Source organism: Treponema putidum, from assembly GCF_000755145.1.
In the GTDB taxonomy this organism is placed as follows: Bacteria; Spirochaetota; Spirochaetia; order Treponematales; family Treponemataceae; genus Treponema_B; species Treponema_B putidum.
On sequence record NZ_CP009228.1, the window covers coordinates 1066348 to 1086448 of the forward strand.

General features: G+C 36.1%; 12 protein-coding genes and 2 pseudogenes. 10 read left to right on the forward strand and 4 right to left on the reverse strand.

The features are described from left to right. Positions 1 to 8: 8 nt before the first annotated feature. From JO40_RS14480 to JO40_RS04760, 6 genes and pseudogenes are all read left to right on the forward strand, one after another. Positions 9 to 3427, forward strand: a pseudogene (locus tag JO40_RS14480) (UvrD-helicase domain-containing protein). 581 nt (positions 3428 to 4008) lie between these two features. Further along, complete coding sequence (locus JO40_RS15035; RefSeq protein WP_276324855.1) at positions 4009 to 4131, forward strand: hypothetical protein; 123 nt, start codon at positions 4009 to 4011, stop codon at positions 4129 to 4131. Positions 4132 to 4278: 147 nt separating this feature from the next. After that, entirely contained in the window at positions 4279 to 4527 is a 249-nt protein-coding gene (locus tag JO40_RS04745; RefSeq protein ID WP_044978346.1) for a hypothetical protein, read from the forward strand. 146 nt (positions 4528 to 4673) lie between these two features. Next, on the forward strand, positions 4674 to 6191 hold the full coding sequence (locus JO40_RS04750) for a radical SAM protein (RefSeq protein ID WP_245609011.1): 1518 nt from the start codon (positions 4674 to 4676) through the stop codon (positions 6189 to 6191). Beyond that, positions 6188 to 6904: an amidohydrolase family protein gene (locus tag JO40_RS04755; RefSeq protein ID WP_044978347.1), complete on the forward strand. Its 717-nt coding sequence runs from the start codon at positions 6188 to 6190 to the stop codon at positions 6902 to 6904. Before JO40_RS04750 ends, JO40_RS04755 begins: the two co-directional genes overlap by 4 nt. 2 nt (positions 6905 to 6906) lie before the next feature. Beyond that, the gene (locus JO40_RS04760) at positions 6907 to 9684 is read left to right on the forward strand and encodes a leucine-rich repeat domain-containing protein (protein ID WP_044978348.1); all 2778 of its coding nucleotides are present in this window, start codon (positions 6907 to 6909) and stop codon (positions 9682 to 9684) included. 51 nt (positions 9685 to 9735) lie between these two features. Here JO40_RS04760 and JO40_RS04765 read toward each other — a convergent pair whose 3' ends face one another. Further along, positions 9736 to 9945, reverse strand: a complete 210-nt coding sequence (locus JO40_RS04765; protein WP_044978349.1) for a PD-(D/E)XK nuclease domain-containing protein — start codon at positions 9943 to 9945, stop codon at positions 9736 to 9738. 1 nt (position 9946) lies between these two features. Here JO40_RS04765 and JO40_RS04770 point away from each other — a divergent pair. From JO40_RS04770 to JO40_RS04780, 3 genes and pseudogenes are all read left to right on the forward strand, one after another. Then, positions 9947 to 10405: pseudogene (locus JO40_RS04770) on the forward strand (PD-(D/E)XK nuclease family protein); the annotation flags it as partial. Positions 10406 to 10537: 132 nt separating this feature from the next. Further along, positions 10538 to 11299 (forward strand): hypothetical protein, encoded by a 762-nt coding sequence (locus JO40_RS04775; protein ID WP_044978351.1) that lies wholly within the window; start codon positions 10538 to 10540, stop codon positions 11297 to 11299. An 86-nt stretch (positions 11300 to 11385) separates the two neighbouring features. Then, a complete protein-coding gene (locus JO40_RS04780) occupies positions 11386 to 12153 on the forward strand; it encodes a TrmH family RNA methyltransferase (protein WP_044978352.1) in 768 nt (255 codons plus the stop codon). Here JO40_RS04780 and JO40_RS04785 read toward each other — a convergent pair. The 3 genes from JO40_RS04785 to JO40_RS04795 form a co-directional block, all read right to left on the reverse strand. After that, positions 12125 to 12652 (reverse strand): TDE2712 family protein, encoded by a 528-nt coding sequence (locus tag JO40_RS04785; protein WP_044978353.1) that lies wholly within the window; start codon positions 12650 to 12652, stop codon positions 12125 to 12127. The two genes, JO40_RS04780 and JO40_RS04785, sit on opposite strands and share 29 nt — an antisense overlap. A gap of 139 nt (positions 12653 to 12791) precedes the next feature. Next, positions 12792 to 13703 carry a PD-(D/E)XK nuclease family transposase gene (locus JO40_RS04790; protein WP_044978354.1) on the reverse strand — a complete coding sequence of 304 codons (912 nt, stop codon included), beginning with the start codon at positions 13701 to 13703 and terminating at the stop codon, positions 12792 to 12794. Positions 13704 to 13814: 111 nt separating this feature from the next. Continuing rightward, on the reverse strand, positions 13815 to 15194 hold the full coding sequence (locus tag JO40_RS04795; protein WP_044978355.1) for an MATE family efflux transporter: 1380 nt from the start codon (positions 15192 to 15194) through the stop codon (positions 13815 to 13817). Positions 15195 to 15429: 235 nt separating this feature from the next. Here JO40_RS04795 and JO40_RS04800 point away from each other — a divergent pair, with 235 nt between their 5' ends. Then, on the forward strand, positions 15430 to 20100 hold the full coding sequence (locus JO40_RS04800; protein ID WP_044978356.1) for an Ig-like domain-containing protein: 4671 nt from the start codon (positions 15430 to 15432) through the stop codon (positions 20098 to 20100). The last annotated feature ends 1 nt before the right edge of the window (position 20101 follow it).

A 20101-nucleotide genomic window follows, 5' to 3' on the forward strand; every position in this document is an offset into this window, starting at 1 on the left:
AGATTAAAATGAATGATTATATAAAAAATATAATGGATAGCTTAAATGAAAATCAAAAAACTGCGGTAAGCATTGAAAAAAATTCCGTAATTGCAGCGGGAGCCGGTTCAGGAAAAACGAAAGTCTTGGCCGCACGTTATGTTTATTTTGTTGTTGAAAAGGCTGTCAGTGTAGAAAAAATAATAGCTCTAACTTTTACCGAAAAAGCCGCTGCCGAAATGCACAAAAGAATTTATAATGAATTAAAAAAAATAGATCATCCTAATGCAAAAACTGCTATCGAAAAATTTCATCTTGCTAAAATTTCGACAATAGACTCTTTTTGCAATCGAATTGCAAGGGAATCATGTAGAAGTTTCGGTATTTCTCCCGATTTTAACATTGATAATTCCGAGTCTGAAAAGTTGGCCTACCGCATAGGCTTGGATTTCTTTTTAAAAATGCGCTCCGATAAAACTATGCAGTTTTTTTTGGGAGATAACGGCATAGATGATTTTGTTTCGGGGCTTTTTGTAAAATTATTAAATAACTATGTTTTGATTTCAAAATCCATTGACTTTAAAAAAAGTTTAGAAGCTCAAATAAAATATCATGATGATGAAGAAAGAAAAACTCTAGCGGAATGTTTTGACGTTTTTGAATTTATAAAAGAAAACGATTCTTTGAAGAATTTTAAGGAAGAAGCTGTGAGTGCGTATTCTACTCTGACCCATTTTCCTGAATCGGTAAAAGATGAAGCCTTTATTAAACTACTTCTTATTGTCGATAAAATTTCTAAAACAGCAAAAGGGCGAGGAAATGATACCGTAAAAGAAGTAAAAGAAAAATTAAAAAACATATATAAAAAACTTTCATCCATTTATAATTTTGAATACTCGCGTGAGTACTTGGCACCTTTTTTTGATATGCTTGAAGGGCTTCAAAAAGAATATGTATATCAAAAAAAACAAAGGGGCATTTTAACTTTTTCGGATGTGTCACAACTTGCTGTAGACGCTTTAATAAATGATGTAGATCTAAGAAACTTTTATAAAAAAATACGGATATTATTATGATAGATGAGTTTCAAGATAATAACAGCTTGCAAAGAGATTTACTTTTTTTAATTGCTGAAAAACTTGAACGTTTGGAAAAATCCGTCCCTAGCCCTCAGGAGCTTTGTCCCAATAAACTGTTTTTTGTCGGAGATGAAAAGCAATCGATTTACGCTTTTAGAGGGGCTGATGTTTCCGTATTCCGAAAACTTGCAGATGACATTTCGGATAAAGAAAGGCTTGCCGCCACAAGGCTTTTGATAAATTACCGCACGGAGCCGACGCTTATAAATTTATTTAATACAATATTCTCTAAAGTTTTTTATTCCGAAATAAATAGACCTTTAGAAAAAAACGGATTTGTTCCTCCCTATGAAGCGGAATATGTGCCGACTGAAACTAGAGCCCCTGTAAAAGGAGTTGAACCTAAAATTGAAATAATGTTTTTTGATGAAAAAAGGTTTAATGCGTTAGAAGATTCAAGTCAGTTTCTTAGCCCTGTAGAAACGGAAGCCTTTTATCTTGCAAAAAGAATTTTAGAATTATATAATCAAGGTTTTAAAATTAGAGACGGAAAAAAGACTAGAGCTTGTTCATGGAATGATTTTGCCGTCTTGCTTAGGGCTTCAACAAAACAAAGTACATACGAAAGAGTTTTCCGTAATTTGGGTATCCCCTATAGGAGTGTACAGCAAAAGGGTTTATTTAATGATGCACCTATAAATGATATTTATGCTATGCTTAAAATTATAGCCTATCCTTCAGATAAAAAAACTTATGCACAAGTTTTACATTCGCCTTTTGTAAATATGGATGATGATGCCTTTGCAGTTTTACTTTTAAATTTTACAAAAGCCTTCGATGTTTCTTTAGCGGGAAAATTAAGCGAAAAAAATAAGGATGCCTATTTGCGGGCTTGCGATTTATTTGTACGCTTAAATAAAAATGTTTTAACTATGAGCTGTTCTGAGTCGGTTACATATCTTTGGTATGAAGAAGCCTATAGATATTTTTTATTGAGTGATGAAGAAAATCATCGCTATATGGATTTGTATGATTATCTTTTTGAGCTTGCCTGTCAAGCTGATATAGACGGATTAAGTTTTTCTCAATTTGTGGATTTACTTTCATCTCATATTGAGAAGAAGGAAATGCTTGATGATATGGAGCTTCCCTTAGATGATGAAAAAGACTCTGTTCAATTTTTGACTGTTCATAAGAGCAAAGGTTTGGAATTCCCTATTGTTATAGTTCCGGATTGCGGAAACAGAGGTATCCCTGAAAAAAAAGAAGGTATTATTTTTTATAATGAAGACATGGGTCCCGTCTTGCATTCTCCTAAGGCTCCGGATTTGTCTTCGAAAGCAGATAATCTGATTTTTGATTCCTTGCGTGACGAAGCTAATGCAAAACTTATTGCCGAAGTAAAAAGGCTTCTTTATGTTGCAGCTACAAGAGCCGAATCCTATTTAATTATAAGCGGTGCATATACTCATGCACAAAATGAAGACTCTAAAGATTCTAAAAAAGATGAAGCTAAAAATAATGATTATTTATCTTCAGATTCGAGAAGTCTTGAAGAAATAAAAACCTTGCTTACACTTTCGGATAAGACTATAAGTTTTTTTGAATTACTTCTGCCTGCTCTTCCCGATAAACATGAAGATATTATTTTTAATGAAATCTTACCTTGTAAAAGAGAGGCCTTATTTACCAATTCCAAAGAACAAAAATGCGAAAGAATAAATTTTGAAAAACTTTTTGCTTCTTCTAAGGTAAAAGAATTTAATCTTGCAGAAAAAAGAATAACAACCGCCACAGGCCTTGCTCATGAGGTAAATAAAAAATTAAAAGAGGGTTATTTGTATTCTTTAACTTCCGAAAAAGATAAGCTGCCTGATTCTTCTAAAGATAAAGATGAACAAAAAGAATTTACGGCGGCTGAGTTGGGAACTCTTACCCACTCCTTAATAGAAGCTCGTCTTTTAAATAAAGAATTTATTTATCCGAAAGGTCATTCCGAAGTTGAAAGAAAAAAGATTTATGCTTGGGCCGATAATTTTTTTAATTCGGATATGTATGTGCTTGCAAAAGAAGCCGAAAAATTAAAAAGCGAATACGGCTTTTTAACGGATTATGAAGGACAAATTGTAAGCGGACAGATAGACTTACTTTTTAAAAAAGACGGAATAGTCTATGTTGTAGATTATAAAACCGATGAGATAGAAAACCCCGATGCACACTTAACCCAGCTGAAGATTTATAAAAAAGCTGCCTCCGATCTTGCAAAAACCGAATCGGAAAATCTTAAAGAAAATTCTGATAAGCCAATCGAGGTTAAAACGTTTATCTTCTACCTGAAAACGGGACATTGTGTTGAGCTTGATACATAGGTAATGTAGTATTTTAGATAAACAAGAAAAGCCCCTCCCGCTGCAAAAAAGTTTAAACTTTTTGTAGACTTTTTAAAATTTTATGTGATATATTATTATATGGATGGGCTTATATTTTGAAAGAAACAAGGCCCAATGGTTAGGCGAAGAATGCTAAAATAATCGACGATTAGTTGATTTTTTATATATTTTGGAGTATAATAATGAGTATGAGATTGAAATCTTACTTAGGCTTAAAATTCAATTTTTCTCAAAGCTCAAATTTAATGCTGAAAAATATAGAGAAAAATGTTAGCCTAAGTTTACCCCCCCCAATTTCTCTATTAAGTAAAATATCTCTAACCGATAGGTTTTTATTTTATTTTTATTCTCATATAAAAAATTCTCTTGACAAAATTAAACTTCAAAACAAATTAAAGATTTATACTGCCTGCATATTTTTTACCAACTTTTTTAATTACAAAATTTTTTCTTACTTAATAAATATCTATAATTTTTATAAGGCAATTTACTGTCTGCACCCTTTTTGTAAATACAAAATCGATGCAGATAAAATATATAAATTGAAAGGAGGTGAAAATATGAAATACGAAAAACCTGAAGTTGTTGCACAAAACAGCAGCAACGGTTCTTTTGCAGCAGGCTGTCCTGCTAATGATAATGGCGGTCCCATTTCCTGCAAAAACTGTGAAAGAACAGAGTAAACTATAGGCTTGCATCCTGCTACACTTGTAACACGGATTACAGCGGTAAAAGTTTTTTCTTGTACTTTGAAACAGGAAGTTTTAGCCTTGGGGCAGGGCTTAAACTTGCCCTAAATTTTTATTAATTATCCTTAAGGAGGGATATCAATGTTTATAGACAAAAATGAATTGAATTTAGGAGATATCAAAAATTTTGATAATGTAAAAGGTTTACAATGTAGAATTACTATTTTTATTACGCCTATAAGTAATGATGAAAAAGCTCTCACAGCCGGTATCGAAACAAACTTATCCGACAAAATAACCGAAAAATTAAGACCGGATATTCTTAATTGCTATAATGATCTTCTTAAAAATGAAATTCGTAATGCCAAAATACATGCAGAAGGGAAGTAAATAACCAATAATTTGAAACTAAAATATAATAATGCAAAAAAAAGCAAAAATATAAAGATGAAACTCCATTGTAAAAAGGCGGAGTCCAGAGGCAGAGCCTCTGGTCGTGCTTTTTGGAGGTGGGGTCATAGGGGAGGAGGCTTTTTTTGCTCGAAACGAAAAAAGTCTCCTCCCCTAAAGGAGAAAAAGCAATGTATTACCGTCAAAAATTCGACACCTTTATCCGTGACTATGAAGGAGCGGGCTATATTACCAATACGGGAAACTTTTCAGACCGAGTTGTAAACGGGAGCGGTACCGTTTTTTTGACGGCTCTTTCCCGCAAACCTCAAACTCTGGAAGAACTTGTTCAAAAAGCGTGTAAAGCCTTTATCGATGTAAGCCCTCAAGACATTATAGAAGATGCAAGAACTTTTTATGATGAACTTTTTGAAGACGGCTTTTTAACAAGAGGCAGCACTATCGAAGAACTTGACTTAAACGATAAACGCTTTTCATACTCGGCACTGGAACCTAAAACAATCAAAAAAGATTTTACCCCCATTATTCAGCGGGCTAAAGAAAGTACACAAGATTATTTGGAACGGCATTTTAAGGGGAAACCTCAGCTTTCAAGGTTTCAAATAGAATTGACCAGCAAGTGTAATGAGAGATGTGTACACTGCTACATTCCTCACGAGTTTAAACTTACCAATATAAAACCGGAACTTTATTACAGTGTTTTAAAACAACTCCAAGAAATGAACACCTTGAGCGTAACCCTTTCAGGCGGAGAGCCCATGTGTCATCCCAAATTTAAGGAGTTTTTGCAGGCAGCAAAGGACTATGATTTTTCGGTAAATGTTCTTTCAAACCTAACTCTTGTCGATGACGAAATTATTAACATAATGAAAAACTCCCGCCTTTCAAGTGTGCAAGTTTCTCTTTATAGTATGAATCCCGACCACCATGATGAAATTACGCAGCTTAAAGGTTCTTTTGAAAAAACAAAAAATGCTATTTTAAGACTCATCGAAAACGATATTCCCTTACAGATAAGCTGCCCCACAATGAAGCAAAATAAAAACGACTATGGTGAAGTTATGCGTTGGGCTCATGAACACAAGGTTCGTGCAGTTACCGATTATATTATGATGGCTCGATATGACCATACCACAGGCAACCTTGATAACCGCTTAAATTTATGTGAGGTCGAAAAAATTATCCGCGATATTTTGGCTGATGATATTGACTATCAGGCTGAATTATTAAAGCCCGATTTTGACCAAAGAATAAAAGACCTGACAAACGATCCTGACGGAATTGTCTGCGGCGTAGGTATTTCCTCCGCCTGTATGGTAGCAAACGGAAATGTCTATCCTTGTGCAGGCTGGCAGGATTATATTTGCGGTAACCTTTACGAAAAATCCTTAAAAGATATTTGGTACAATTCCGAAAAAATGAATTTTCTGCGAAATATCCGAAACAAGGATTTTCCCGAATGCGGCTCTTGTGAGGATAAACCATTTTGCGGTATGTGCATGGTACGCAATGCAAACGAAAATCCTGAAGGCGATCCTTTTAAAATAAACAAGCACTTTTGTAAGGTTGCAGCCTTAAATAAACGAATTGTTTACGATTGGAGAAAAGAACACGGTGCTTTGCAAGAGGTAAAAAACATATGAAAAAAGAAATATTCGATAATCACATTCATATAGGACGCTTTTATGATATTTATTATGACTCAAAAACTGTTTTTACTGCTTTACGGCAGGCAGGAGTTTACGGATGTTTTTATTCTTCTACTACTTCAGGTGAAACGGTGGACTCAAAAGACACAGCCTTACAGCTCTATCAAAAAATCAAAGAAGAAATTATTGATGCACAAAAAACAGCGGCTTCTCTTAATCTTAACTCTTGTCCTTTATATTGGATTATTCCTTTGGTACACCGCTTTTTACCTGAGCTTACGCTTGAAAAAGCGATGAGTGAAGCTCCATATAAAGGGTTTAAACTTCATCCGCGTGCAAATATTTGGGATATTTCGGAGCCCTTTACAAGAGCTCTTGCAGAATCGGCATTTATCTATGCCGATAAAAAAAAGCTGCCGATTTTAATTCATACAGGTTATGACCACGACAGAGCAGATCTCTTTGAGCCTTTTTTCCGGCTTTGTATAAACGGAAAAATTATCCTTGCGCATTGCCGCCCATTGGATACTACACTGAGGTTATTAGCTGAGTATGATAATGTTTTTTGCGACACCGCATTTGTTCCGCCGGAAATCGTTAAACAAATTAATGAAGCAGGATTTAAGAGTAAAGTTTTATTCGGTTCGGACTTTCCGATTACCGATTACTTTAATAATAATCGACATTATAAACTATTAAGGAGTTAAAAATGGGAAAGAGATTTACCGAAAAAGGTTTCTACTTTGAGGATGCCGAAAAAACAATTCTTGTCGGCTGTAGCAATGAGATAGCGGGGATATTAAAAATTCCTGCAACGACAGTAACCATAGGAGAAGAAGCCTTTACTGAAAACAGAGCTATAACGGATATTGATTTTTCCGCCTGCACAAATTTAAAAACTATTGAAATGGGAGCATTTTCTTATTGTCAAGAATTGATAAAACTGGACTTTTCAAGCTGTACAAGCCTTTTATCTCTCGACGAAGCGGCTTTTTTTGAATGTCCCAGTTTGACGGAAGTGATCTTTCCTTCAAGTCTTATCGAAATAGGTGAAAAAACATTTTATGCTTGCAATAATTTGACTAAGTTAAAATTTCCACCTAACCTTAAAACAATCGGGCAGCAAGCCTTTGACGACTGTAAAAATATTACATATCTAGATCTTTCTGCATGTGTCAGTCTTGATAAAATAAGCACGGCAGCTTTTCGAGGATGTACACAGGCCACAGTAAAAATGCCTGCATCTATAGGAACGATAGAAACATGCGCATTAGGAGAAGTATCGGATAATGACGATAACTTACTGTGCTACTCGGTAACCGTTCCGAACTATAAAGTATGCAAAAAAGTTATGATATCATCTTATCCTTTGTACAGGATTACTGTTGAAAACAGAATTATCGAAAACGGTCTATGCTTTGCAGATGCAGAAAAAACAATTCTTATAGGCGAAGAGGATATGCAAAATGGAATAGTAAAAATTCCGGAAACGGTGGTAACTATAGGTGCCCAAGCTTTTGCATGGAACGAAGATATAACCGGTATAGATTTTTCAGGTTGTAGGAAATTAGATAATATTGAATCCAGTGCTTTTTGTCGTTGCACGGGCTTAGTTCATCTGGATTTTTCGGGTTGTATAAATCTGGGACATATCTTTTATGCAGCCTTTTACGGATGCACAGGATTAAAAAGTTTAAACCTTTCAGACACCAAATATTTTGCAGCAATAAAAGGCAATGCTTTTGAAGGTTGTACGGCTTTGGAGGAGATTGATCTTCCTTCTTCAATTATCGAAATCGATGAAGAAGCTTTTAAGGGCTGCACGAGTTTAAAAAAGTTTGACCTTTCAAAGTATACGCACCTTGAAATTATAGGAGCCGGTGCTTTTGAAGGCTGTACGAGTTTGACGGAAATCATCTTTCCTACGACTTCGACTTTTGCACTTGCCAAAATAGGAAAAGGAGCCTTTAAAGACTGTACAAGCTTAACAAGGCTGGACCTTTCGGAGTATATTAACTTTCCTACTATCGAGGACAGTACTTTTCAAGGCTGCATTGGCTTGAAGGAAGCACTTCTTCCACCCAATCTTATTTCGATCGGTAACAAAGCTTTTAGAGGCTGCACCGGTTTAAGAAAAATGGATCTTTCAGCTTATCCTAGACTTACAGGCATCGGCTCTAGTGCATTTTACGAGTGTAGAGGCCTGACGGAAATCTCCTTACCTTCAGATATAACTTTCATCGATAGCTACACTTTTTCAAATTGTTCCAGTTTGACAAGTCTGGACCTTTCAGGTTATAAAAAGATCAAAAGTATCAGAGAGGGAGCGTTTAGCAGCTGCGAAGGCTTAACGGAACTCATATTTCCTCCGAATCTAAATCATATAGATGAGAGGGCTTTCGCCATGTGCGAAAATATCACCGAGCTTGTATTTCCTAAAACTCTTTTGACAATCGGTAGAGTGGCTTTTGAGTTTTGTAGTAATTTACTTAGTGCTGACCTTTCCGCATGCGACATGCTTGAAAAAATACGCGGAGGCGCTTTCGGCTATTGTGAAAATGCCAATATAAAACTGCCTGCAAAGATAGGAAAGATAGAAGAGAACGCATTCAGCTATCCCAATGGAGCGTGCTGCAAAAATGTAACCGTACCCAATTTTGAAGTGTATAGAAAAGTTGTTGCGTCTAATTATCACAAAGATAAAATTATCGGTGAAGGCGGGCTTGCTGTAGAAAACGGTTTTCTTTTTTTGGATGCCGAAAAAACTACTCTTATCGGCAGCGATGGTACTCAATCCGGTACATTAAGAATTCCCGCAACGGTAACAACCATTGAAGAGGCAGCCTTCAAAGGAATGGAAAATATATCTGAAATAGACTTTTTTGCTTGTAAAGGGCTTAAAAGCATAAAGAAAGAAGCCTTTCAAGACTGCGAAAATATAAGCGGTACGCTTATGTTTCCTGCCGGTCTGGAAGAATTAGGAGAAGATGCTTTCCGTAACTGTCAGATAATAGATGCTTTGGATTTTTCCGCATGTACAAACCTTAAATGCATAGGGGAACAGGCTTTTTTGAATTGTAGATTTCTAACGAAAGTAAACTTTTCGGGTTGTGCAAAACTGGAGACTATCGGATGGTCAAGTTTTTTTCGCTGTCATGGTCTTAAAAAAACGGATTTTTCAGGCTGCACAAGTCTTATAGAGATCAAAAGCAATACTTTTGAAGACTGTTACAATCTATTGTCTGTTGATCTTTCAGAATGCACAAACCTTACAAATATAAGTTCTGAAGCTTTTTTTGGATGTACAAAGGCAAAGATAAAGTTGCCTGCTTCGATAGAAAAAATAGCCCATAATGCTTTTAACTGTAAAAGGTCGTGGTGTAAAAAGATAATAGTTCCTACCAAAGATGTATATGAAAAGGTTGCAGCATTAAAGTATCCTTTGGAAAGGATTGTCTGTGAGGGCTTCGTTATAGAAGAAGAATAACAAATTGTATTTTGCTTATCGGGGAATGGCGTAGAGCGTTTCGGTTTTTCTTTAAATACCAACAGCTTTCCACTCTTTTATTGTTCTTTTCCGCTCGTCAAAGCTCGCTCCGATAAGCATAATCGGTTTTCCGCATGAGGCGTATTTACCCGCATAGTTCTTCTCTTTTATCTGTGCGATTGCTTCATCCGGGCTCCCTTTTGCGCCGAGCTTAAATTCAAAAATATAAACGGCCGTTTCAGTCTGTACAATGCAATCCAATACGCCTGCCGAGTTGGGAACTCTTACCCATGCCATAATAGAAGCCCGTCTTTTAAATAAAGAATTTATTTATCCTAAAGGTCATTCCGAAGTTGAAAGAAAAAAGATTTATGCTTGGGCCGATAATTTTTTTAATTCGGATATGTATGCGCTTGCAAAAGAAGCCGAAAAATTAAAAAGCGAATACGGTTTTTTAACGGATTATGAAGGACAAATTGTAAGCGGGCAGATAGACTTACTTTTTAAGAAAGGCGGAATAGTTTATGTTGTCGATTATAAAACCGACGAAATAGAAAACCCTGAAGTACACTTGCCCCAGCTGAAGATTTATAAAAAAGCTGCCTCCGATCTTGCAAAAACCGAATCGGAAAATCTTAAAGAAAATCCGGATAAGCCAATCGAGGTTAAGACATTTATCTTCTACCTGAAAACGGGACATTGTGTTGAGCTTGATACATAGGTAATGTAGTATTTTAGATAAACAAGAAAAGCCCCTCCCGCTGCAAAAAAGTTTAAACTGCAAAAAAATTTAAACTTTTTGTAGACTTTTTAAAATTTTATGTGATATATTATTATATAGCGGGTATAATTTATGGAATTAAAACTACAAAAAGCAAATCATAATCTTAAAGAAATTTTAAAAGACGGCCTTATTTATAATATCATTTTATTTTCTCCCAATAAACCTAAAACACCCCCCGGAGTAACCTATATTCCTTCCAATGAAGTTATCAGACAAAGTCTTGAAAACTCTTTAAAGTGGAAAGGCTGCTGGTATAGTAAGATAATGGAGAATGATGAAGAAACTTATCTTTTATATAATTATACGCTGCCTCATTTAAGCTTTTATTCCCTTGTACAAGACTATAAAAAAGAATACTTTATTGTAGCTCAAAATGAATCTTCAGAATTAATTTATTATCTTTACAAGGTTGAACCTAAATATCCTCCATTTAAGCTTACAAAGGAAGAAGCTGCAAAATTAAAAGAACGCCGTTCCTTTGAGCTCATATATCGGGGGAAATCTCTTAAGGAGCTGCACTCTCATCATAATGACGCGGCTCTAAAACTTATAGAAGAAAAAGATGTCGCAGAAGGAGCTTTTGTATATACGCAAAAAATAATGGAGCTGTATTCGGAAGGTCCAGGTATTTCTCTTGAGCAGGGAAAGGAAGATATAGCTGAGATGGTATCGACACAGCCTAATGAATGGATGGGCTCATATTTTAGAAGAAACAAGGTCCAGTGGGGAGGCGAAGAACGCTGGAAGAGAAATGATAAAGCCGAAGGCTCCAGACTGAAAATCTACCGTTTCGGATCAATGTGCTTTTCTTTTAATTTTTCTAAAAAATAATAGGAAAGTAGGTGAAGAAGTTGAGCTTGAGTCATTCAAAATTCCAGCTGCTTCCCTATATTTTGATTTTAGTGTATGATAAATTCATGGGTAAAAAATTTGAAAAAGAATTGCCGGTTTGCGGTTTTGAAAGCTGTCTTGCTTTAGCAAAATATCATCCCGAAAAAATTTCCCGTTTGTTTTTTTCGGAAAAAAGAGCAAAACATTTCGGCGAGGTTTGTAAATATTTAGCTTCCAATAAAAGGTTATATAGAATAGTTTCCGAGGATGAATTGGAGAAGCTGTCGGAATCGGTTCACCATCAGGGTGTAACGGCTATGATTTTTGAACCTGAAATTCCTATTTTAAAGCATGAGGAAATAAACCTTTGGGCTCAAAATAAAGAACACGCTTTAATGCTCGATGAAATAGGCAATGCAAATAACTTGGGTGCAATTATACGGAGCGCGGCTTTTTTCGGTATAAAAAACATAGTTTTAACAAAGGAAGATAAACAGGCATCTATCACAACCTCAGCCTACAGGGTTGCACAGGGCGGAATGGAATTTGTAAAAATCTTTAAGGTTTCATCGACGGCTTGGTTTTTGAGGCAATGCCGTGGAAGGCTTACCTGTATAGGCACTGACTTAAAAGCTCACCATGAAATAGCCGACATGGGAAGATTGGTAGAAAAGGATGAATCTTGCGTGATTGTCTTAGGAAATGAAGAGAGGGGAATAAGTGAAGAAGCCAAAAAACTTTGTGTCCATCTTGTAAAAATAAAGGGAAGCGGCAATGTGGAAAGCTTAAATGTTGCCCAAGCCGCAACCCTTTTTTGTCATTCTCTTAGTGCAATAAATCTTCAATCTTTTTAATTACATATTCTTTTAAAGGAAGACCTGCAATCTTAATATCTTTAGGATCTTCATAATTCGGAATAAGTTTAAAGAAATTTATATAAATTTTATTCCCCTTTATATAAAATTCTTCTGCATGGGCAGGGATAAATATAAGTTCTATTTCATCGAATTTTGTAGAGGGTTTATACTTTTCGATGATCTCCTCAAGGTTTAAGGTCTTAATCGGTGCCATCATGTTATGCATGGTCTGTAAGTCTTCTAAAATCCACATATTGTTATTCCAAAAACGGCTCTCACTCATAGTGCGGTTATTCAGCTTTTCTCTGTTGGAAATTGCAGACATAACCCTCCGCACGGAATCCTTAGAAAAGTCGTCGCCATAGACAACTTCCATTTGCGGCTTTTCGGCAATACTCATAAAGTAATCGTCTCCCATCTTATCCTTTGAAGCTACGCTTTCCCAAAAGAAAACCATCATTTCCAAAACATCAAAATCAATTTTTATATTTTTCATAAAAACCTCCGGAATAATTTTTTAACCAATGAAGAGTGTACATCTATTACCGTTTTTTTTCAATGAGGGGTAACTAAAAATATGATAGAGACGTTACAGAGCATTTAAAAAAAATGAAATTTTTAAGGTACGCTATAGCCTATAATTTTTCAATCTCTTTTTCAGAAAGCCCTGTGATTGTATAAATATCCTCAAGCGGATAATTCATGTTTTTCATGATTTTTGCTGTTTCAAGGGCTTTTTGATGTGATCCCTCAGCTCGGCCTTCAGCCCGTCCTTCGGTTAATCCTATACTTTTTCCTTCGGCTCTGCCTTCCGCTAAACCCTCAGCCAAGCCTTCTCTTCTAGCTTCGCTGCGCTCATCTTCCACATACATCCGGTATTTTTCGTCAGAGAGTTCTATTGCCATTCGCCTCTCTTCATCAGTTACCCTAAAGAGTGTTGCTTCTGCCATTTTTATACCCTCCTCTAAGCTGCACAATTTTTCCAACATTCCGCTTTTTTTGTCTTCTTCATAGTTGGCTAAAAACCTTATCCAAAAGTCTTTTAAGTTATACTCTTCCAATCTCTTTTTCATAGTATAACCTATTAGCTCATTTAATTCAACATAAAGATATTGAATTATAGAGCTCTCAGGCATTTTTACCGGCTCTGCGTTTTTAGGAACATCGCAGCCGAAAACTGAAAGGCTTATAGCGTATAAAAAATCGTCTTCTTTAGGCTCAGTCTTTAAAAAGCGGGAAGCGAGGCGCATAAGGTACATTTGACTTCTGCGAGGATAGTTTGTTTTCCAAAACTGCTGCATTTCAAGGTCGACAAGAAGGCCGTTGTCGGTTCTAATCAAAAAATCGAGGCGGTAAGTTTCTCCCGAAGGCCTATCCCGAATAAGTTCGGTGTTTATAATTTCAGCCTTTGTGATTTTACCGTAAGAATCTTCTAAAAAAGCGTTTAAAAAGCTTATTAGAGCCTTATTTCCTTCTTCTCCTTTTGAAAACATCAGCTTAAAAACCCAATCTGTTTTGGGGTTTAAAATAGGTTGTTCATTTGACATAACGTTTCTCCTCAATAATAATTTACATACCAAATCAATGGTCAGGATAAAGCAAAAATATTTATGCCTAATCATTATTATTGTAGGATTTTATTGCATTTAAGAGTAAAATTATAAAAAAAAGCTTTTATTTTTTATTCCCGAAACCCATTTGGTGTTTAAAATTAAAATAACGGCAATTAGACCGGCCGTTACGTTTGAAAAAAGATTTCCCCAATAGATTGAGTAGTACGAAAGGTATTTTTCGGTTGTAATTATAAATATGTACCTCAAAAGCCATATACGCAAAATACCCAGCATTAACGGAACCTTTGTTTTTCCAAGGCCGATAAAGGCTCCTTGAATTGTCATACAGACACCGAAGCCTATTACCGAGTAGGTGTAAATATGCAGGGCTTTTACTGCAATTTCTCCTATCTGGGGCATTTCAGGTTTAAACATTGATACGAGGTAGGCGGAAGACGGGACTATAATAGCTATAAGGACGGCTCCGCTTATTGCGCTTGTGATACAGCCTAAAAGGCAGGAACGCTTCGCTTTTCCGGGGTTTCCGGAGCCTATATTCATGCTGACCATGGTCGTAACGGCAGCACTAAAACAGCCGGGAATATTAAAACAAATTGTCGAGATATTGCTTGCAATACTTTGACCGTTTAAAACTACGGCACCGTAGGGTTCCATTTCTCTGTTTATCAAAAAAAAGCCTACATAGATGAAAGCATAATTTATCATTGCAGGAAAGCCGACCCGTAGCAATTCATGTATTGATGAAGGCAAAAATTTAAATTGTTTTAAAGTGAGTTTATCCGGTGTGTTTTTTATAAAAAGGTCGTAGAACATCCATGCCGCTACTACGATATTGGCTAAAAGAGAGGCTAAAACACATCCGTCTATTTTCATACTCAAAAAATATAAAAATATAAGGTTGCCGATTATTTTGATTATAAGCATTATAATCATTCTAAAAAAAGGAGCCTCAGGCTTGCCGTTTGCATTCTTTATTCCGTTGTATATGGATTCCATAAAGCTAAAAGGCATTACCAGACAATAAAGAGAAATATATCTGAAAACCAACGGAGCTATTTCGCTTTTTAGGCTATAGCTTATTACGGTACCTAATATAAATAAAATCGGAATTGAAATCAGGCCTAAGAAAAAAGCAAACACGAAAATTTGTGTTGCCGTTTTTCTACTCTCATCTATATCTCCGCGTCCGTTGAGCTGGCCTATGATTGCCGTAGCTCCAACGCTCAAGCCCTGTCCGAGAGCCAATACAATGGAGATAATCGGCTGGGAAAAACTGACAGCACTTGCCGTTACATGATCCGTAAGCCTGTTTATAAAAAGGCCGTCCGTAAATGGCATCATAGCTTGAAGCATTGCCATCATAAGGGCAGGCAAAGATAGTATGAGCAAGGTTTTAATAGGGGATGCAGTTAAAATGAGTTCACGCCTTTGAGCCGTAGTTTGTCCGATAAAATTGAATCTCATACTTTAAGTATTTTACTTTATTCTCTAAAAATAGGGAAGATGTATAAATGAAAAAAATTGTATAAAATTTATATAAAATATCAAAAATTGGTTGATATTATCAATGTTTTGTATGTATATTAATATCCACTATATCACTCATAATATTTTAACCTGTTTTAGACAAATTAAAGATTTTGTCTATATTTGCCGATAACCTGTAGGTATATTTATGTAATTTACTTAGGAGTATGCTATGAAGAAAATTATCTTATATTTTGCCGTCTCAGCGGGCTTATTCGGTATGCTTTATGCCGGAGGATCTAAAGATATTGATACGGTTCAGATGACAAATAATGAAAGCTGGGAAAAATCTATAGATATTTCTAATAAGAAAAAAGGAAAGTACAATATCATAATAACGGCTACAGATATAGCAGGAAATGAAGGCTATGTCGGCCCGTTTAATATGTATATAGATCCTAATTCGGACTTACCGATAGTAAATATAAGTAATCCTAAAAATGATGATGTTGTATCAGGAAACTTAAATGTGATAGGCACCTGTTTAGATGATGATGCCGTCGACTATGTAGAACTTAGGGTAGACGGAGGAGAAACCATATATAGGGCAAAAGGAAAAGAGTTTTGGTCGTATTATATAAATACTGAAAATTTTGAAGAAGGAACCCATACGATAGAGGCCTGGGGAGTTGATATTAACGGAGTAAAGGGTAAATCGGCAAAGAACAGCTTTTATCTAAACCGTAGAACCCCTATAACGGGTATAGTAAATAAGACTATCGGGGAACTTGTTTCAGGAAATATAACTATTGAAGGAACAGTGGAAGACGGAAACGGTATAGAAAGGCTTCTTTATTCGGTAAACGACGGTGAGAATTTTGAAGAAATTAAACTATCATATAATAAAAAAACAAAACAGTCTCATTTTTCTTTAAAATTAAACACAAAAACAATAAATGACGGGCCCAAACTTCTTTGGTTTAAGGCCGTAGATAAGCATGGAAGTACGGGCATATACACATTTTTATTATTTATAGACAATACTCCTCCGGTAATAGAATTTATATATCCTGATAATGATCAGCCCATGCCCCCTGTATTTTCTATAGCAGGGAAGGTTATGGATTCGGCAGGTCTATCAAGTTTATCTTGGAAATGCGATGGACGGACTGGTGATTTTGAGCTTACTCCGGGAAATGATTATTGGATAAAGGAATTCGATGTAAGTAAAAGCGGTGTTAAGAGTGCAGCTGTAGAGATAACTGCACAAGATATAGCCGGAAATATTGTAAGGGTAAAAAAAACCATCCCAATCGATCAGAGCAAAGGGAAACCTGTAATAGAAATGCTCAACCCTGTAATGAATGCAAAGGTTTTTGAAGACCTTTATATATCCGGTGTTGTGCATGACTTATATGGAGCAAGTGAAATACGGTATAAGATAGATAAGGGTGAAGAAAAAATTATACCTGCATATGATGCCGGCTTTGGAGCTGTAGAAAAAGGAATAAGCGCAGGAACCCATACATTAACGATATATGCAGTAAACAAAAAAGGAATATCCGGTGTTCCGGTAAATATAAATTTTAAAGCTGAAGGCAAGGAACCCGTTATATCATTTGATAACGGTAAAACCGTCATACCTGTATATAATGCTCAATCTAAGGATTCTACATCAATTCATATAAAAGCTCCTTCAGGCTTAAAATATATAAGTGCAGGCTTTAACGGCGAAGATGAATCCTCCTTGCCATTAAAGGCCGGACAGACTGAATATGTGTTAAAAACAAATATAAATGCCAAATCCGAACCGGGCTTGTATACCGTCTCCGTTACGGCAGCCGACATAAATGACAGAATCACTAAGCAAACCTTGGTTATACGTGTTGTAAATATGTCCGGATCAGGCGGAGAAGAGAATCTGGTTTGGGCTAAAAGTAATTTAAATGAGAATAATCAAATTATATTAGGTGAAGCTAAGCCCTTAATCGGTATTTATCAGCCCAGAGAAGGAATGGTTATAGAATCTTTGGAAGTTATAGGAGCTAAAAACATTGAGGCCGAATATGAAGGCAGTTTGGTAAAATTAACCGTAAAGGGAGACGGTTTATATAAGGGCGTAGGTGTAAAAATTACCGACAGTGAAGGTTCCGTATATACAAGTCCTCTTGTAGACATTCTTTCAGATATGGCTCCGCCTGAGATAAACCTTGATATTAATGAAGCTGCGTCTTTTGTAAATAATTCTATAAATTTAAAGGGTAAGGCCTCGGACGGGTCCGGCATTAAAACCGTGGAATATAGACTAGGCAGTGACGCACCTTATGTAAAGTTGTCCAATGCTTTTAATGAAAATATAAATCTAAGCGGACAACCTGACGGCCCCATACTTCTGACGGTAAAAGCCGTCGATTTATCCGGAAGAGAGAGCTTTGAATATAGACTATTTTACAAGGATACGGAAGCCCCCGAGGTTGTTATGGTCTTACCTGAAAGCGGAGGAATGGTAAACGGTTCGATCTACTCGGCCTTTAAAGTAAGTGATAGATTTCCCGGCGTAAAAGCTGAATATAAGGGTGCAAGCAAGGGAGCCGACTGGCAGAGCTTTGAATACAGTACTCTTCCTAATCTTATAGTAGGATCGGCAAAAGAGCCTTTAAGTAAAAATATGCAGTTTAGGTTTACCGACCTTGCAGGGAATTCAAGGAATTTTAACAGCTATAGTTTTGAAATAGATAATTCGGGAGATGCTCCGAGAGTAGATTTACACTTACCTCATGAGAACGAAATTATAACGGGCGATTTTGAAATTTCAGGAATGGTATATGATGATGATGAAGCCGCAAAGATTTATTACAAAATAGATAACGGTGCATATAAGCCGATGGAAATAAAAAACAGCTTTTCCATACCCGTATTGCTAAGCGAGCTTACTGATAATGAACATGAAATATCAATGTATGCTGAAGATATTTACGGGGTTACAAGTGAGCCTGTAAAAAGAAAGATAAGAGTGTCTTTAGAAGTACCTCAGGTAACCGTAGGTTACCCGCTTATAACCGATACCGTAAAAGGAATAAGCGTAATATCCGGAAATGCAATTGATAAAAACGGAATCAAACAGGTAGAAGTATCTGTTGACAACGGACAGACATATAACTTGGCAGAAGGCTCTGAAGAATGGAAATACCGAATAAATACCCATATAATAAATGACGGTACCCATGTAGTCTTTATAAAGGCCACAGATAAATATGAACAAGTTTTTTTATATTCTACGTTAATAAACATAGACAATACGCCTCCTGTTTTAAGACTTGAATATCCTTTGGCCGGTTCAAAATTGGATAATAATCTTTTTGTATCGGGTCAAGTTTATGATAATATTTCGCTTGAGGGCGTAATGTTGAAGATAAAAAGTCTTAGCGGTTCTTCCGTACCGCAAAAACTATCCGAGATAAAAATGGAAAAAGATATAATCTTATCCAAAGATATAGACATAAGTTCATTACCTGAAGGAAGATATAATCTTGAAATAAGCGGAGTGGATAAGGCAAATAACGTAAATGAGGCTTCTATCAACTTTGATGTGTACCGGAAAAAAGACAAAAATAAGATAGAATTGCTGTATCCGCTGAATGGAGAGACGGTAAGAGGCGAATTTAATATATATGGAAGACTTATATTGGATAAACGGGTTGAAGAAGCAATCTTATACATAGACGGTAAGGAGGCTGAAAGGGCTCCTGTATCTAAAACGGGCTATGTTTGTTTTAAATTAAACAGTGAAAAGATTATAACAGGGGAACATAAACTTGAGCTAAGGGTAACTCCAAGCGGAACAGGTACATTGTCTTCCGAAGTACATACTATACACTATGATGCAGTAGGGCCTTGGATTACAATCGATAACTTTGCTATGGGGGATTTTGCAATAGAAAGGCCTTATCTTAGAGGAAGGGCGGGATATACCGTATCCGAAGAAGAAAAGGCTCTGGTATCCTCAAAGGGTGCTGCATCAGAGGATAAAAGAGCTTTTAAGGCCAAGAAGCTGAAAAAAGTAGAAATCAGCTTTGATAACGGAAAAACCTTTGTTCCGGTTAAGTCAACCGCCAATTGGAAATATAGGCTTGAAACGGAAGATATGGCTCAAGGAAATCACTTTTTATTGGTAAGAGCCGTTATGGAAAACAAAGAAACGGCAGTCTGTAGAACAATAATAAAGATTGATAAGACAGCCCCTGAGATTACATTGATATCCCCGGGCGAGGGAGGAAGGTATAACGGTTCTATAGACTTTAGAGGTTTATCATCTGATGATATAGAATTAGCCAAGGTTGAGGCTTCTTTAAGAAAGGGAGATAAGGCGAGCTATGGAGTACCTAAGTTCATCCAAGGTTTACACGTAGAAGGTGCTTTTTGGGGCGCTTCCTTGTGGAATTTAGGTATAGGATTAAGTTTTTTTGACGATAACGTAAAACTGCAGCTTCATTACGGGCAGTTTTTACAAAGTCAGTTTACAGCATTATACGGTAATTATCAAATTAGGTACGGGGGGCATATAATATCGTTAAAACTTTTAGCTAACGTATATGAACTGCCTTTCGGTTACTATTTTGGACCTGATTGGAAATGGTTGTATTTGGATGTGGCCTTGGGTGCACAGTTTTCGCTTTTTACAAATACCCAAAGCGGCCGTCCTCAAATATTGTCGGCTTTGCTTACACAAATTGAATTTCCCCGTGTGAAATTCCATAAGCAAAAATATTTTAGTTCTTTATCGTTATTTACGGAAGGACAATTATGGTTTATACCTACCGATGTAGATTCAACAAGTAAAAAATCTGCAATCAAATCGGTTATTCCGCATATATCAGTAGGTATAAGAGTTGATATATTTTAAC